Genomic DNA, 14,274 nt, shown 5'->3' on the forward strand with positions numbered 1-14,274 from the left:
ACTCAATTCCTTTGCCCCCCGATCCGCAACGCTCACATTAGATATTCCAAATCGTTTCCGCTAAAATGATTCCTATCTATCCACTGAACCTTTCTTTTTTACAGCCCCATCACTACGCGGTTTGTTCACTTTACCTGAACGTTCCCTGATTTCTATTTGACGGTTTGTTAGGCCTGGTGGTTTCACCCGTCAGGTAATCCTTGATTTATTACTAATCAATTTTTTCATCCAATTCCTTTACACTATGAAGACTAAACAACTACTTACTACTGCTTGCTTTTTGGCGGCTCTGTCGGCGGCTCCTTCACTCCAGGCCCAGATGAAAATCGGCGGTACGGGTGCTCCTGACGCGAGTGCTATTCTTGAACTCAATAGCACAAATAAAGGTCTTTTGATGCCTCGGGTATCCCTCTCTACCACTACAACCTGGGGATTGGCAGGAACTACACCCATAGCCGGTATGAGTGTCTATAACACTAATACCAATCTAACTAGCTCAAACGCCTCCTATCCAGCCGCGGGTACGGGTGAATATTACTATGATGGAACGGGCTGGGTAAGTAAGAAAACCGCGGCGGCGGCCTACATAGAACCCTGGTATAATGTAGCTACACGGACTCCGGCAACGGCCAACACGCAAGATATTTATCAATTAGGTAAGGTGGGAATTGGTACGAATAATCCAACGTATCAGTTCAGTGTGAGAGAACCGCAATCCAGCCAACCCGTGATAGCTATGTTTGATAATGGCGGAGATATTAGCACGGATCGAGGCATTAGTTTCCGCAATAGTGGCGGTGGAGCTTTCTTCGGTTATGGCTCATTTGGTACAACGGGTGCGATTGGCCCTAAGATTGTAGCGGGTTCGGCCAAAAGTATTGGCTTTTTTACGGGCGGTAATGGAACCGGAAGCTCACTGGAACCGGGCAGTGAAGATAACATTCTTCGCATGACCATTGCTCCCAGTACGGGTTTTGTAGGGATTGGTACGGAAAATCCAGGATCACGTTTAAACTTATTAAGTGACGGCCTGGGCGATGGAGGAACGGATGATATCGCCATTCAATCCTATGGAGCGGCAACTGGACCTGGATTCAGTTTTTACTCAGCGACTGGTTCAAGAGCAACCCCGGGTAATTTAGCTACCAATGCAACCCTGGGAGGCATCGTCTTCAGAGGACAGGTGAATGGAGGAAGTTCTATCATGAGTAGCATTATCTCCCAATACGTAGGGGACGGAACTACGAATGCTTCAAACTTACGACTCCATACCAGTGGTGCGGCTCGTCTGCTCGTCAATGAAGAGGGTAATGTGGGGATTGGCACCTTGGCTCCCACTCAAAAATTGCACGTAATCGGTAATATCCTGGCTTCGGGCACAATTACGCCTTCTGACCTTCGCATCAAAAAAGACATCACGGACAATGCGTATGGATTGAAGGAAATTATGCGTCTCCGTACGATTGGATACCGATACAAGGATGTAACCTTGAGCAAAGACCACAAAATTGGGTTTGTAGCTCAGGAAGTAAAAGCGGTTCTGCCAGAGCTAGTAACCACTGCCGATGATTCCTTAAAAACGTTAGGCGTCAATTACGCTGAAATGACGGTAGTACTTACGAAGGCCGTTCAGGAACAGCAAGCTCAGATTGAAGCCTTAAAAGCTGAAAATGTAAAATTGCGTTTGAGTGCGACCAAAGCAGAAAACGCCGAGAAAGCCGTGGCCAGTCTCTCCGATCAGATCAAGGAATTACAACAACTGCTGGGCGTGAGCAAAACCCAGGCTCAGGCGGCCAAGTAAGCCGTAGGCTTTTCAGCGTGTTTTTCAATCTTTATTCTGATCGCTATGCATTCAACTTCTAAACGATACCTGGTCACCCCCTGGATCAGTGCGGCCTTCGCTTTGCTGCTAAGTCCACTGGCGGGGATGGCCCAATCCACTACCCTGGGTGGGGGTAGTTCTCCGGTTACCATCGACGGAGGTACGGTTTCTGACTATAGTCCCGACGGGCTTTTTGTGCTGGCAGATGGACGTATGACCCTCCTCAATACCAGTACCTTTGAGCACGGCAATTCGCTTTTCGATACTAGAGGCTCCTGGCTCAGTACGGGCAGTCTGGACTTGTTTTCAGCCCAGGGCAACGGCACCATTGCCGGTACGATTGCTCCCAATTTTGCGAACCTCCGCTTCAACATTGGCCCCAACGTGATGGCTATCACCAACAGTCAGGGCATCAACGTAGCGGGTACCCTAAACTTTCATAATGGGATTACGACCACTGTTCGAAGTGCTACCGATCAGGGGGCTATTCATTTTGGCACGGCAGGAGTTTATGGGGACAACAACGCCAGTGATACCAAGCACGTCAATGGGTACGTTAGCAAACGCGGAAACACGCCTTTTTTCTTCCCCATCGGCAGTGGTACGGACTACCGGCCCCTGCAAACGCTGAGCGTTCCCGCCGGAGACAATGAATACGCCGTCGCCTGGATTACGGGCGATCCAACCAGCACACCCGACCCTTCTGATGGCGGCAGTCTGCACCCCACCACCGCCGTAGGTTCGGGCATTACCAGTGTAAGTCCGGCCGGCCAATGGGACTGGATTACGGTACAGGGAACAGCCGACGCGGTGAACTTTCGCGTAGCCATGCCTGACATGAGTGGCTTTGCCTCCGCTCAGAATCTACGGGTAGTGGGCTGGAACGGTACACAATGGATTGACCTAAGTGGTGGAGCTACCGCTACCAGCAACCAAGAAGATAGCCCCATTACGGGTACTATTCCGGCAGGAACCGCCATTACGGCTCTGGCCATTGGCTCCGTAGCTTCGGCTTTGCCCGTAACCTTAGCCCGTTTTGAAGTAAGCAAAGAGGGAGATGCCGCCCAGCTGACCTGGCTTACCGTACAGGAGAAAAATACGAAAAGCTTTGCAATCGAACACAGCCTGGATGGCCGTACCTGGCGAAGCATTGGCTCAGTAGCTGCGAAGGGTAATAGTACTTCGGAGCAACGTTATAGCTTCCTGGACCCGGACCCCGCTAATGGCATCAATTACTACCGCCTGCGAATCGTTGATTTTGATGGTCACACTGAACTCACGCGTTCCCAAAGTATCGCTTTCGAAGTAGCCGCCCTGGCCAGCGTGTATCCCAATCCGGTAGCCGATGTATTAACGCTGAAGATAAAAGATCTGAGTAAATTACAGGCTATACAGGTCCTTTCTTCCATGGGAACTACCGTGTACCGTACTTCAAATCCCGGTAGCCAGCTTCCTATGCAGGGATTAACCAAGGGTTTGTACGTGGTCCGATTACAGTTTGCGAACGGCACGGTAGAAACCTTTAAAGTGCTCAAGCAGTAATACGCTGTCCTTGACAGCAGAGAAACAGGCCCATTTCTTATACAAGGAATGGGCCTGTTTTTTGCGTTACTAGTACTCACCGGAGACTGCCTCCTACAAGGCTCAGCTATTAATGCGAAGAAGAAACTTTCATCAATACCAGCCCCGCGATAATCAACACAGCGGCCAGGATGCGGGTAAAATTCACTGCTTCACCCAGCAGAATGATTCCCACCAGAAAAGCTCCAACGGCCCCAATTCCCGTCCAGATTGAATAAGCGGTTCCTAAGGGTAACGTTCGCATGGCTACGGATAGCAGTCCAAAACTGGCCAGCATGGCTACGAGCGTAAGTATTGAGGGGGTAAGGCGGGAAAATCCTTCGGATTGTTTCATGAAGTACGCCCAGACGACTTCCAGCAGTCCAGCGAAAATCAAATAGATCCAGGCCATGGTTTAGCTTTTTTAAAATAAGCCGGGCCGTCCCGAATGCGATTCCCTGCGTGGGGGAGGTCGTCCTCCAGTGACTTAACGTAGATCGTGCTGTCTAAACTTCCCCAGGCCTTCAAAAATTCCCGTTTGGGTTCATTTTTTAAATTCTGGCAGTAATGGCTATGCGGTAAAGTAGGTCGCTATGCTACCCAAAGCCCTTTTCATTAATCGAATCATTCTTTACTTTCCAATAATCTGCTTCCGGTGGGCCAGTCCCCAGTAATGCAGTTCTGCGATTACTTTTTCCAGCGACAGCCCGTGCGGCGTGATCGAGTACTCAACCGTTGGCGGAAACGTATCGTGTACTTCGCGTTTTACGAGTTGGTTCGATTCGAGCAATTTCAATTCTTTCGACAATGTCTTATCGGTAATCCCGGCGACCTCTTTGGAAATCTGTTTAAAGCGTTTAGGCCCTGAAGAGGATAAAGCAAACAAAATCAGCAATTTCCATTTTCCTTCCAGAGCCTCCAGGGCATCTTTGATCGATAACATCGTACTGGGGCAACCTTCGCTCGTGAGCATCACACAGGATTTTAGGGTACGTTACTATCCAACTGGAAAGTGCTATCCCAGTGGATAGTGCTTTCTAGGGGATAGCAAACTTACCTAGTTTCGTGCCATTACAAATCAACTATGGCATGAAAAAGAACCGAATCCTGCACGTAACCCTTTGGCTTATTCAACTCTTGCTGGCTGCCAGTCTGCTCTGGGCCGCCAGTATGAAATTATTTCAACCTCTGGATCAATTAGCGGCGATGTGGCCCTGGACGAATCAGGTTCCCCGATCGGTGGTCACGCTTACCGGAATGGTCGATGTGCTGGGAGCCCTGGGTCTGGTAGTACCGATGCTACTTAACGTCAAACCTGCACTGACGCCGCTCGCAGCCGTGGGGGTAATTCTGCTGATGATCACCGCCAGTATTTTTCACATTGCCCGCGGGGAGGCCTCGCTTATTGGTGTAAATGTTGTCTTTGCACTACTGGCCGCCGGGGTCGCCTGGGGTCGATGGACGAACGCACCCATGCGTTCATTTTTGTAAGATATGAAGACGCCGCACCGAATTACATCCATTGTTGTGTGCCGTACCTGTGTTGTGTATCCTACCTGGACTTACTTCTGACCTACGCCAGGCGGTTCGGTCATCGGCAGTTTATGACCCTGACAGGGGATGAATTATTCCCTTTTGTAGTAAGTGGAAGACCTGCCGATGGCTTCTTTCAGCGGAATTTATCGCCGTTTACAGCCATCAAAACGAACGATTCAGAATACGTCTCAGAAGGGTCTGGGACGTATCGTCGATTCTAATCAATGGAATACCAGTGTCCGATTATCAGCTGATTAACCCAGTAAACGTAGCGTCTGGGCATCCGCTTCTCCCTGATAGAATTTATCCAGTACCCGCTGAAATACGGGATCACTTGCTTCGAGCGTAGCAAACAGGGTCATGGAGGACCGTAATTTCAGGTCATCGGGACTTCCCAATATGACTGTAGCATTGGCTATCGGCAGATCCAGCAGGGCCTGGGAAATTTCGATAAGACGAGGCCCAAGCACGGGATGTTGTACATAAGCCTGAGCCTCCGCCCGGTCCGCAATACCATAGTGCTGGGCCATGTGACTGTAACCGAGTCCTTTCAACTGCGGGAAAATGTACCACATCCAGTGACTCCGCTTCCGTCCGTTTTTAATTTCAGACAAAGCCTGAGCATACTCTTCTTCCTGAGCTTCTATAAATCGATTGAGGTCCATTGCAGTAATTTTAGCTCCAACCGGTATAAAAAGAGTTGTGCCTAGCCTAGTTATCCTTCTGGCTGGCAATGCTCCGCCCCCACACCTTCGCCTACTGGCCAGGCGAAAATCCGCTATCCATGTTTCTCAACTCCGCATCGTTCTCTTGCGGTGCAAAAGAAGTACTGAAAACCCCACCAGGGAGTACCTAGTGGGGTTTCGACTTTACCAGGGACAGTTGGCCGGTTCCGGAAAGTATTCTTCACTGAAAAATTTACCCGTTGGTCCATCCGATCCGATCGTTGCGTATTTAACGATGCGTTCGCCGGCCTGGGCAACCGTACTGGTCCCGTGATGATTGGTAAAATCGGTCTGCGTATAACCGGGACAAACGGCATTTACCTTGAAGGACGTATGGCGAAGCTCGTACGCCAGATTGATCGTGTACATATTCAGGGCTGTCTTCGAAGATTGATACGCCACAAAACGGGTGGGATAGCTCTCCGAAGTCAGGTCAGCGGCCAGCGTAAGGGAAGCCATGCTGGTACTAACATTAACAATTCGCGGCTCCGTTGCTTTCTCTAGCAAATCAATGAATGCCTGCGTCACTCGGATTACGCCGAACAGATTGGTATCGTACACGGTTTGAAACTGCTCAATGGGTGACCCGAGGGCCGACTGTTCAAATCCACCCGAAATACCGGCGTTGTTGACCAGTACATCCAAAACCTCCGTTTGCTGACCGATACGCTCGCGGGCGGCCTGAACCGAGGCTTCGTCCGTCACATCCAGGGCGATCGCTTCGACGTTGCTGAATCCTTCTGCCTGGAGTTTTTCTACGGCCTGTACGCCTTTAGCCAGGTCACGGCTTCCGAGATACACCTGAAATCCTTTTTGAGCGAGCTGTTTGGCTACTTCCAGCCCAATGCCTTTGTTAGCTCCTGTTACTAATGCTACTTTCATTGTTTAAACCGTTTAAAACTTACGGGGCGAAAGTAGCGAGTCCCTATCCAGAGCTTCTGGACTAATCGTGTTATTTACCGGACAAATCGTGCCCTTCCGTCAAAAAGGAACGGACGCTTTTGCCGGTTCTTTTTTTGAATACCCTCGAAAAATAATCGGGATCATTGAAACCCAGCTCGTAGGCTAGTTCTTTGACCGAAACGCTGGAATACTGTAGTTTGCGTTGGGCTTCCAGTATTAATCGGCTAGTAATCCATTCTTTGGGCGAAACCCCCGAAAATTCCTTCACTACACTGTACAAGCCGCTCGGGGTCAGGGACAATTCTTCCGCGATGGTATGGATTTCCGGTTGTTCGGTTAAATAGTTTTCCACTACTTGTTTGAAAGCCGCGTATTTGGCCAGTCTGGGATTTGAACGTACCTCCTGCTGGCTCTGCTCGAAGTAGGCACTGTTGAATTCCGTTAACAAGGCGTTTAAATAGGCTAAAAGGATCGGTACATCGGCCCGTCGTTCCGACGCATGAAGCAATTGAAACAACATGGCCAATATCGCCTTGACCCGCTGCTTGGCCACGGGATCGAACGTGAGGGTACTTAGATTATTAGGATTGACCAGAAAGGAATAGGATTGCGGCAACAGGGCCAGCGTAGTTTCATCAAAACCAATCTTAAAATGTTGAGTCCGGGCGTGGGAATACGAATTGGCGAAAACCTGATTAGGCAATCCCATCAACAATTGGCTATCCGACAGGATCACGTTTTGTAAATCCGTTCTATACGTGGCAGCTCCCTGATCCATGAACACAAAATAGTAGTAGGACAACTTATGGGGTTGCAGCAGCGTCTGTAGAACTCGTTCCGGTGGCGGTTTCGTACAGTTCTCGTTGACGGTTAACACCAGCGTATCGTGATGCCTAATCTCTTGTATTAAGCCTTTTGTATCTTTCATAGCCTGGCTTTTATTCGCATTCCTCTATACGAGCGACCTGCCCCGTTCCATTCATAATTACTTGCGTTGGATACAGGCTCTCCGTTTAATCGTGGAGCGTATGCATCTTTTTTGACATCCTTTCCTGTATCTAATCGCCATCCGAAGAAATTCAGATTGCTTTCAGAAAGTTTCATCTTGCCTGGTTCTTCTCTACATTAAAGCGAGTAGACGATGCACTTTTTCGTGCAAACGTTTCGAGAGAGTATCATTCATTAAAAGGCAGGTTTGCTATCTTGGCAGCTCATTCTGGTTTATTTCCTCTTCAACGAATTTAACTGCTAACGCATGGCATCTCCGCTATTAGGCCTCCGAACCACCATTTATGCCGCTCCTGATCTGGAGCAAACCAAAGCCTGGTACACCGATTTTTTAGGAATCGCTCCATATTTCGATGAGCCTTTTTACGTGGGCTACAATGTCGGCGGTTATGAATTAGGGCTGGACCCGCATCTGGCACCTGCCCTGGGTTCGCCCGTTACGTACTGGGGCGTAGAGCACATCAACGAGGTGTATCAATCGCTGCTGGAAAAGGGAGCGAAATCGCTGGAAGAACCCCAGGAAGTAGGTGGCGGCATTTTCGTGGCCACGGTACAGGACCCCTTCGGCAACACGCTGGGAGTTATTTACAATCCGCATTTTCGATTGGAATAATCTCTTGTAGAATTTCTCAAGGGCTTTTCAACTGGAAATTTCACTGTATGGACTTGTCCTTTCGTTGCTTTTTGTTCGTCCAAACGTAAGGATTTTACCTTTGCAGGAAAAGAATAGCAACAAAATGGAATTTTTTCACTTCTATGTGTGTATATTTACCATACACTAGTGAAATCAATCTATGCAAGCTGTTCTGCCCGTAACGCATCTGATCCAACAAGCCCGGCAAGGCGTACTGCGTGCCCGGGTGGACGAAGTGGCCGCCCTTGCCGGACTGAGTGACAAGGAAATGGCTCATGTACTGAATATGTCCGTGCGGGGTCTGCACGGGAAAACTCCCTCGGAGGTACTTTCCCTGGCCGCCAGCGAGCGTTTGCTCTTACTGGAACGCTTACTCCGGCACAGTCTAAACGTTTTCGATGGTCGGTCGGACCTGGTCAGTCGCTGGTTGCATACACCCCTGCCCGAATTAGCCTACGCCGAGCGAACCGAGGAACCCGAGCCTACGCTACCGCTACGAAGTATGGGCTCATTCGAGGCCCCGGTTGCCGAAGCGTACAGCAGCCCCGCCACCAGCGAACAGGAAGCCCAGTCACCGCTCGCCGTACTGGATACCGTTTCAGGCTTTGCCTTAGCCGAAGACGTACTCGGCCGGATTGAATGGGGAATCATTAGTTAAGTACATGGACGTATTTCGTATCAACAAAGAACCTTACCACACGGACCCTTTGTCGACGGTGGGAAGTTATAAATACGGAGGTCGCTGGAACCCCAAAGGAATTGGTATTCTGTACACCAGCCGAACGCCGGAACTGGCTCTGCTCGAAACGCTGGTCCACCTGCCGCCCCTGCTCACGAGCGAGTTGCCCCGTTTGTGGCTTAGTACGCTCCGCCTCCCTGAAGATCCGCAGACCGTTTTCTGGCTAAATCCCAGTCAGTTGCCCGCATACTGGAACGCTCCCTCCCTCTTCGCCAGCCAGACGATTTTGAAAGAATGGCTGAAAGATCCCTTTTGTCTGGCCGTAGGCGTACCCTCGGTCATCATGCCTGAATCGTACAACCTTTTGTTGCATCCGCGTCACCCGGCCTACATTGACGTTCAACTGATTCATCAACGGGTATTGCCGCTGGACACCCGGCTGCGAAGCGGTACGGCTTAAGTGCAAAGACATGGGGTCTCCTCCCAAGAGATTATTATTTTTCTTAATTAATTATTGTTTTACGATAATTAATTGTTGCTTTGTAAGGTCTAACGATTCTTACCGATGGCAACCGTTCGTTTTATCTCCCGCATCCTGTTTGTCCTCACCCGCCTGGCGGCCCTGGGCTATGGACTTTCCTTTGTACTTTCTGCCCTGGCTTTTGCCACGGGCTGGTCATTACATGTAAATGAGCAGCAAAGCCGATTTGAAATTTATTATCCCTTCACGACGAAGCCGTACCTACTGGGAGAATACAATCCCGGCTATCTGTGTATGTTTCTGTTATTACTGGGCATGTATACGCTGTTCTTTTATCTGGTGAGCCGGGTTTTTACGGTTTTTACCCAAACCCGACTGTTTACCCCCTACGGCATCCGGCAATTGCAGTGGTTTTACCGGGGGAATCTGCTATTACCCACCCTGGTAACCGTGCTGATCTCGCTGGTTTATCCCCTTGGTTCGCCGGTAGAGGTACTTATCAGCCTGCATTTCCTGCTCGGCGTGTTTACGTATTTTCTAGCTGTTATTTTTCAACAGGGGCTTACGCTTCAAAATGAACAGGACTTAATTATTTAGTATGCCCATCATTGTCAACGTGGATGTCATGCTCGCCCGCCGGAAAATGCAGAGCAAAGAACTGGCCGAGCGGCTGGGCATTACACCAGCCAACTTGTCTATCCTCAAAACGGGCAAAGCTAAGGGCGTTCGTTTCGATACGCTGGAAGCCCTATGTCAGATTCTGGACTGCCAACCCGGCGACATTCTTGAATACGTAGCCGAGCCCTAAGCCCTTCTTCCTTTCCTCTTTTCTTGTACTCCCGCTTTCAGCGAGAGCGGAAATCGCTATGCCTTTTCAACCATGCAACGCTTACGCATTCAGCACCTTAGCAAAACCTACGCCAATGGCGTGAAAGCCCTGAACGATGTTTCGCTCGATCTCGGTCCGGGTATGTTTGGCTTACTGGGGCCCAACGGAGCCGGTAAATCGTCACTCATGAAAACGCTGGCGGGCCTGCAAACCGCCGATCAGGGGGAAATCCACTGGAATGACCTCGACGTTCGGCAACAGCCCCGGCTCTTCAAACAACACCTGGGTTTTCTACCCCAGGGCTTTGGCGTCTACCCGAAGGTATCGGCCTACGAACTACTCCAACACCTGGCGATTCTGAAAGGCCTTACCCACCGGGCGTCCCGAACGGAACAGGTACTGGCCTTACTCGAAAAAACGAACCTCTACGCCGTACGGCATCAGGAAGCTCACCGGTTTTCGGGGGGCATGCTACAGCGATTCGGGATTGCCCAAGCCTTACTCGGGGACCCCAAAGTACTGATTGTGGACGAACCTACGGCGGGCCTCGACCCCGAAGAACGCCTGCGATTCAATAATCTGCTCAGTGAAATCAGTGCAGAACGAATCGTCATCCTGTCTACGCACTTGGTCGAAGATGTGCGGCACTTGTGTACCGATATTGCCATTATGAATCGGGGTCAACTCATCGCTCGCGGCAAACCCGAAGCTTTCATTCAAAACCTGGAAGGCAAGCTCTGGCAGCGACGCGTCGCTAAAGCGGAACTCGCCTCCCCGCAGCCGGGTCTGCTTTCGATGCAGTTGGTCGGCGGTACGCACGTGGCCCACTACTACGCAACTAGCTGTCCCGGACCCGATTATCAGCCCTTGGCGGCTAGTCTGGAAGACGTTTATTTTCATACCCTCAATCAACCTGCGTTATGAAAGCGACGTTTACCTTCGAAGTCCACTCGTACCTCCGAAAACCCGGTTTTTATCTAAGTCTGGCACTCGCATTGTTGATCGGCTATTTCATTGGCTCACAGCTTACGTTTAGTCCCAGTAGAGAATTGACCCGGTACGGCAGCTACGCTCTTACGCACCTTACGGGTTTATTCAATCTGGCCGGCATCTTTATTACCGCTTTTTTTTCAGCTCAGGTATTTTTTCGGGAAAAAGACGCCAACCTGGAGACGGTTCTGTACGCCCTGCCGCTAAGGAAGGTTCCCTTTCTGATGGGACGGTTCACGGCGGTTTTCCTGCTGAGTGCTTTGCTCATGCTGAGTCTCAGCACGGGCGTACTGCTTTCCCAATTCACGCAGACCGAATACAATGGCACTTTTCAATGGACGTATTACGCCCAGCCTTTTTTCCTGTTCAGCGTACCGAACCTTTTCCTGTACGTGGCTCTGCTGAGCGGCGTAGCCTGGTTCAGCTCCCGAAAATTGATCGTATACATGGTCGCCCTGCTGCTGTACATGACTTATCTGGTCGTGATGCTGTATGCGGGCTCGCCGCTCATGTCTGCCGCTTTACCTGCGTCGGAACAGGCCCAGTATGGGGCTGCCTTGCTGGATCCGTTGGGACTGTCCGCCTTTTATCAGCAGACGAATCACTGGAATCTAGTACAGAAAAACAGTCAACTCCTACAACTCAGCGGGGTATTGCTCCTCAACCGATGCGGGTACCTATTATTTTCCGGACTGGTCATCGGTTTCAGTTTACTTCGCTATCGGTTTCAGATCCCTACGAAAAGTCGTCGTTCGCCTACATCCTCAGCTCATTCCTTTCAGGGACAATACCGACTTCTGACGGGTTTTGCTCAGGGAATTGCTTACCATTATTCCGTCCTCATCAGCGAAGTTCGCCTTAGTCTGCTCTGGATCATCCGAAGCATTCCTTTTGCGGTGCTGGCCTTGAGTCTTGTGTTTTATATGGCCATGGAATACTACGGCACGCTGGATCAGGGCATTCGTCTGCCCGAACGCTACGCGACTACGGCCGTTTTTGTCAACCGGATTCTGGCCAACGTACCGGGCTTGCAGGTCTGCATCGTACTATTCTATAGCCATGAACTCTTTTATCGGAGCCGCAACGAAGGTTTTAGCCTGCTGGAACGTTCCACGCCCGCCGAGCAGGTGACGCAATTAGTAGCACAGTGGCTCAGCCTAAGCTTACTTCACGTGCTGATGCTTACGCTGGTGATTGGGGTGGCTCTGGTCTTCCAGTGGGTGTACCAATACCCCACCGTTGACTGGTCAGCTTACGCAGCTCTGTATGCGTTCATTGGTTTGCCGGTGAGCATCAGTAGTGGACTGGCTTTATGCCTATACTGGCTCATTCCACAAAAAGGACTTAGCCTGCTGGTGGCGACCGTCGTAGTGCTACTCGTTTCCACGTCCCTGGGTAAATTTCTGGGACTCACGCATCCACTGATTCGCCTGGCCGCACCGTACAGCGGGCGTTATAGCGAAATGAATGGTTGGGACGCGTACGTGGAAAGCTTTAGCTGGCGACTGGCCTACGGGTGGAGCGTTGTGTTGCTCCTGCTCACGTTTACGGTACAGCGAAGAAGTCCCCACCTGCGGAGTATACCAGTCCTGGTTTTATTGCTCGTTGGCAGTCTTACGCTGGGCCTGACCATTCACGCCAAAGTTCCCAAACGTGGCGATCGGCTCGCGGAGCGGCAGTGGTATGAACAGCAGTTTCGTCGATTCCGCGATCAGCCGAAGCCGCGGGTAACGGACATTCGAACGCAGGTCGATTTATTTCCGGAGCAACACAGGTACCGGGTACGGGGTACGTATCAGCTCGTTAACCAATCATCCCAGACCCTTGATCAGGTTTTGTGGACCCTCCCCGAAGGAATTGAACTGGATTCGCTGGTATGGGTACGTGGGCAACTGCGTAAAGTTCTGCCGCATCAGACGCATCTTATTCGTTTGGCAAAACCCTTACGGCCCGGCGATACGGCTCAGTTGCATTTCTCCTTTCATTCGGGATGGAACGGTTTCTCGGGCCATGAATCGTTTAATGCCATCGTGCAAAATGGAACGTTTCTCCGACTCAGTAATTATTTTCCGCAAATTGGCTATCAGACCGATGTAGAAATTAGCTCGCCGAAAGAGCGGCGAAACAGAGGATTAGACCCCGCCAGTCCTTTACGACCGCTGGAAGCTCCCCGCAATCCAACGGATTTTATTCGACTGGATATGCTCGTTTCGACGTCCGCCGCTCAGACCGTTGTAGGTGTTGGATCACTGGTTGGGCAGTGGACGCAGCAGGACCGCCGGTATTTTCATTTTCAGACGCCCACTCCGGTCCCGTTTCGTTTTGCTGTTTCCTCGGCTCAGTATCAGCTTCGGCGGGTGAATCATCGGGGTACGCGTATCGAGGTGTATTACGACCCGAAACATCCGGAAAATGTGAATCATTTGATCCAACGGACGCAGCGGGCACTCGATTACTGCCAGCGGGAATTTGGGCCGTATCCCTTTCCGGTCATTCGTTTTGCTGAAGTTTCCTCCTTTACTTCGGGCTTCGCGGGCACGGCGTATCCAGCCAGTATTTTCATGACGGAAGACCTCCTCTTTCACGCCAATCTGGCCGGAGATCGGCAGCAGGACGTGATCAACGAACTAGCCGCCCACGAACTCTCGCACCAGTGGTGGGGTGCTAATCAATTGGTGCCGGACGAACGCGAGGGCAGTAAGTTACTGACCGAAACACTGGCCATGTATACCGAGCTAATGCTGGTCAAGCATACGCTCGGCTACGAAAAGGTCTTAGAACACGTGGCTCTACACCGGGCGATTTACGAGCAGGAAAGGGGATTCACCACGGAAGAACCCCTGTATCGGGTCAAACCCGAAAACGATCACCTGCATTACTCGAAAGGGCTGGTAGCGATGTATCAATTGAGCGAGTTAATCGGTGAAAAACGCGTCAATCAGGCCCTGCGACGGCTGCTGGCGGCCCACGCCTATCCGAATGCGGCTCCGGTTTCGACGGATTTGCTGGACGAACTGTACCGCGTCAGTCCACCTGCCACTCACCCGAAAATCGACGCCCTTTTCAAGCAGGTTCAACGATGAATTCCAGGAAAATTTTCATCAATT

At 50.8% G+C, this 14,274-nt stretch carries 15 protein-coding genes; 10 read left to right on the plus strand and 5 right to left on the minus strand.

The genetic code is table 11. The annotated features are described in order from the left end of the window. The first annotated feature begins 244 nt into the window (after positions 1-244). Entirely contained in the window at positions 245-1,801 is a 1,557-nt protein-coding gene (locus BWI93_RS02340; RefSeq protein ID WP_094808558.1) for a tail fiber domain-containing protein, read from the plus strand. Between the two features lie 45 nt (positions 1,802-1,846). Then, entirely contained in the window at positions 1,847-3,364 is a 1,518-nt protein-coding gene (locus BWI93_RS02345; protein ID WP_094808559.1) for a T9SS type A sorting domain-containing protein, read from the plus strand. A gap of 109 nt (positions 3,365-3,473) precedes the next feature. Here the strand turns inward: BWI93_RS02345 and sugE are convergent, their stop codons facing one another. Then, the gene (gene sugE, locus BWI93_RS02350) at positions 3,474-3,794 is read right to left on the minus strand and encodes a quaternary ammonium compound efflux SMR transporter SugE (RefSeq protein WP_094808560.1); all 321 of its coding nucleotides are present in this window, start codon (positions 3,792-3,794) and stop codon (positions 3,474-3,476) included. Positions 3,795-4,013: 219 nt separating this feature from the next. Next, positions 4,014-4,355, minus strand: a complete 342-nt coding sequence (locus tag BWI93_RS02355) for a helix-turn-helix domain-containing protein (protein WP_094808561.1) — start codon at positions 4,353-4,355, stop codon at positions 4,014-4,016. 116 nt (positions 4,356-4,471) lie between these two features. Between BWI93_RS02355 and BWI93_RS02360 the strand changes: the two genes are divergently transcribed. Next, entirely contained in the window at positions 4,472-4,873 is a 402-nt protein-coding gene (locus BWI93_RS02360; RefSeq protein WP_094808562.1) for a DoxX family protein, read from the plus strand. A gap of 299 nt (positions 4,874-5,172) precedes the next feature. Here BWI93_RS02360 and BWI93_RS02365 read toward each other — a convergent pair whose 3' ends face one another. The 3 genes from BWI93_RS02365 to BWI93_RS02375 form a co-directional block, all read right to left on the minus strand. Next, entirely contained in the window at positions 5,173-5,583 is a 411-nt protein-coding gene (locus tag BWI93_RS02365; protein ID WP_094808563.1) for a DUF1810 domain-containing protein, read from the minus strand. Between the two features lie 204 nt (positions 5,584-5,787). Then, positions 5,788-6,525, minus strand: a complete 738-nt coding sequence (locus tag BWI93_RS02370; protein ID WP_094808564.1) for an SDR family oxidoreductase — start codon at positions 6,523-6,525, stop codon at positions 5,788-5,790. A gap of 70 nt (positions 6,526-6,595) precedes the next feature. Further along, positions 6,596-7,474, minus strand: a complete 879-nt coding sequence (locus BWI93_RS02375) for an AraC family transcriptional regulator (RefSeq protein ID WP_094808565.1) — start codon at positions 7,472-7,474, stop codon at positions 6,596-6,598. A 327-nt stretch (positions 7,475-7,801) separates the two neighbouring features. Here BWI93_RS02375 and BWI93_RS02380 point away from each other — a divergent pair, with 327 nt between their 5' ends. From BWI93_RS02380 to BWI93_RS02410, 7 genes are all read left to right on the plus strand, one after another. After that, positions 7,802-8,167 (plus strand): VOC family protein, encoded by a 366-nt coding sequence (locus tag BWI93_RS02380; RefSeq protein ID WP_094808566.1) that lies wholly within the window; start codon positions 7,802-7,804, stop codon positions 8,165-8,167. 181 nt (positions 8,168-8,348) lie between these two features. Beyond that, complete coding sequence (locus tag BWI93_RS02385) at positions 8,349-8,846, plus strand: antitoxin Xre-like helix-turn-helix domain-containing protein (protein WP_094808567.1); 498 nt, start codon at positions 8,349-8,351, stop codon at positions 8,844-8,846. Between the two features lie 4 nt (positions 8,847-8,850). Then, positions 8,851-9,327: an RES family NAD+ phosphorylase gene (locus BWI93_RS02390; protein ID WP_094808568.1), complete on the plus strand. Its 477-nt coding sequence runs from the start codon at positions 8,851-8,853 to the stop codon at positions 9,325-9,327. A gap of 105 nt (positions 9,328-9,432) precedes the next feature. Next, positions 9,433-9,945, plus strand: a complete 513-nt coding sequence (locus BWI93_RS02395; RefSeq protein ID WP_094808569.1) for a DUF2975 domain-containing protein — start codon at positions 9,433-9,435, stop codon at positions 9,943-9,945. 1 nt (position 9,946) lies between these two features. After that, entirely contained in the window at positions 9,947-10,156 is a 210-nt protein-coding gene (locus BWI93_RS02400; protein WP_094808570.1) for a helix-turn-helix transcriptional regulator, read from the plus strand. 72 nt (positions 10,157-10,228) lie between these two features. Beyond that, positions 10,229-11,101, plus strand: coding sequence for an ABC transporter ATP-binding protein (locus BWI93_RS02405; RefSeq protein ID WP_094808571.1), 873 nt, complete (start codon positions 10,229-10,231; stop codon positions 11,099-11,101). Then, positions 11,098-14,250, plus strand: coding sequence for a M1 family aminopeptidase (locus BWI93_RS02410; protein WP_094808572.1), 3,153 nt, complete (start codon positions 11,098-11,100; stop codon positions 14,248-14,250). Before BWI93_RS02405 ends, BWI93_RS02410 begins: the two co-directional genes overlap by 4 nt. The last annotated feature ends 24 nt before the right edge of the window (positions 14,251-14,274 follow it).

This window comes from Siphonobacter sp. BAB-5385 (assembly GCF_002261125.1).
Lineage (GTDB): Bacteria > Bacteroidota > Bacteroidia > Cytophagales > Spirosomataceae > Siphonobacter.

Coding starts and splice junctions, on each gene's coding strand:
- BWI93_RS02340 (WP_094808558.1), top strand. CDS start 245: ATGAAGACTAAACAACTACTTACTACTGCTTGCTTTTTGGCGGCTCTG.
- BWI93_RS02400 (WP_094808570.1), top strand. CDS start 9,947: ATGCCCATCATTGTCAACGTGGATGTCATGCTCGCCCGCCGGAAAATG.
- BWI93_RS02385 (WP_094808567.1), top strand. CDS start 8,349: ATGCAAGCTGTTCTGCCCGTAACGCATCTGATCCAACAAGCCCGGCAA.
- BWI93_RS02405 (WP_094808571.1), top strand. CDS start 10,229: ATGCAACGCTTACGCATTCAGCACCTTAGCAAAACCTACGCCAATGGC.
- BWI93_RS02410 (WP_094808572.1), top strand. CDS start 11,098: ATGAAAGCGACGTTTACCTTCGAAGTCCACTCGTACCTCCGAAAACCC.
- BWI93_RS02390 (WP_094808568.1), top strand. CDS start 8,851: ATGGACGTATTTCGTATCAACAAAGAACCTTACCACACGGACCCTTTG.
- BWI93_RS02355 (WP_094808561.1), bottom strand. CDS start 4,355: ATGCTCACGAGCGAAGGTTGCCCCAGTACGATGTTATCGATCAAAGAT.
- BWI93_RS02395 (WP_094808569.1), top strand. CDS start 9,433: ATGGCAACCGTTCGTTTTATCTCCCGCATCCTGTTTGTCCTCACCCGC.
- BWI93_RS02375 (WP_094808565.1), bottom strand. CDS start 7,474: ATGAAAGATACAAAAGGCTTAATACAAGAGATTAGGCATCACGATACG.
- BWI93_RS02360 (WP_094808562.1), top strand. CDS start 4,472: ATGAAAAAGAACCGAATCCTGCACGTAACCCTTTGGCTTATTCAACTC.
- BWI93_RS02370 (WP_094808564.1), bottom strand. CDS start 6,525: ATGAAAGTAGCATTAGTAACAGGAGCTAACAAAGGCATTGGGCTGGAA.
- BWI93_RS02365 (WP_094808563.1), bottom strand. CDS start 5,583: ATGGACCTCAATCGATTTATAGAAGCTCAGGAAGAAGAGTATGCTCAG.
- BWI93_RS02380 (WP_094808566.1), top strand. CDS start 7,802: ATGGCATCTCCGCTATTAGGCCTCCGAACCACCATTTATGCCGCTCCT.
- sugE (WP_094808560.1), bottom strand. CDS start 3,794: ATGGCCTGGATCTATTTGATTTTCGCTGGACTGCTGGAAGTCGTCTGG.
- BWI93_RS02345 (WP_094808559.1), top strand. CDS start 1,847: ATGCATTCAACTTCTAAACGATACCTGGTCACCCCCTGGATCAGTGCG.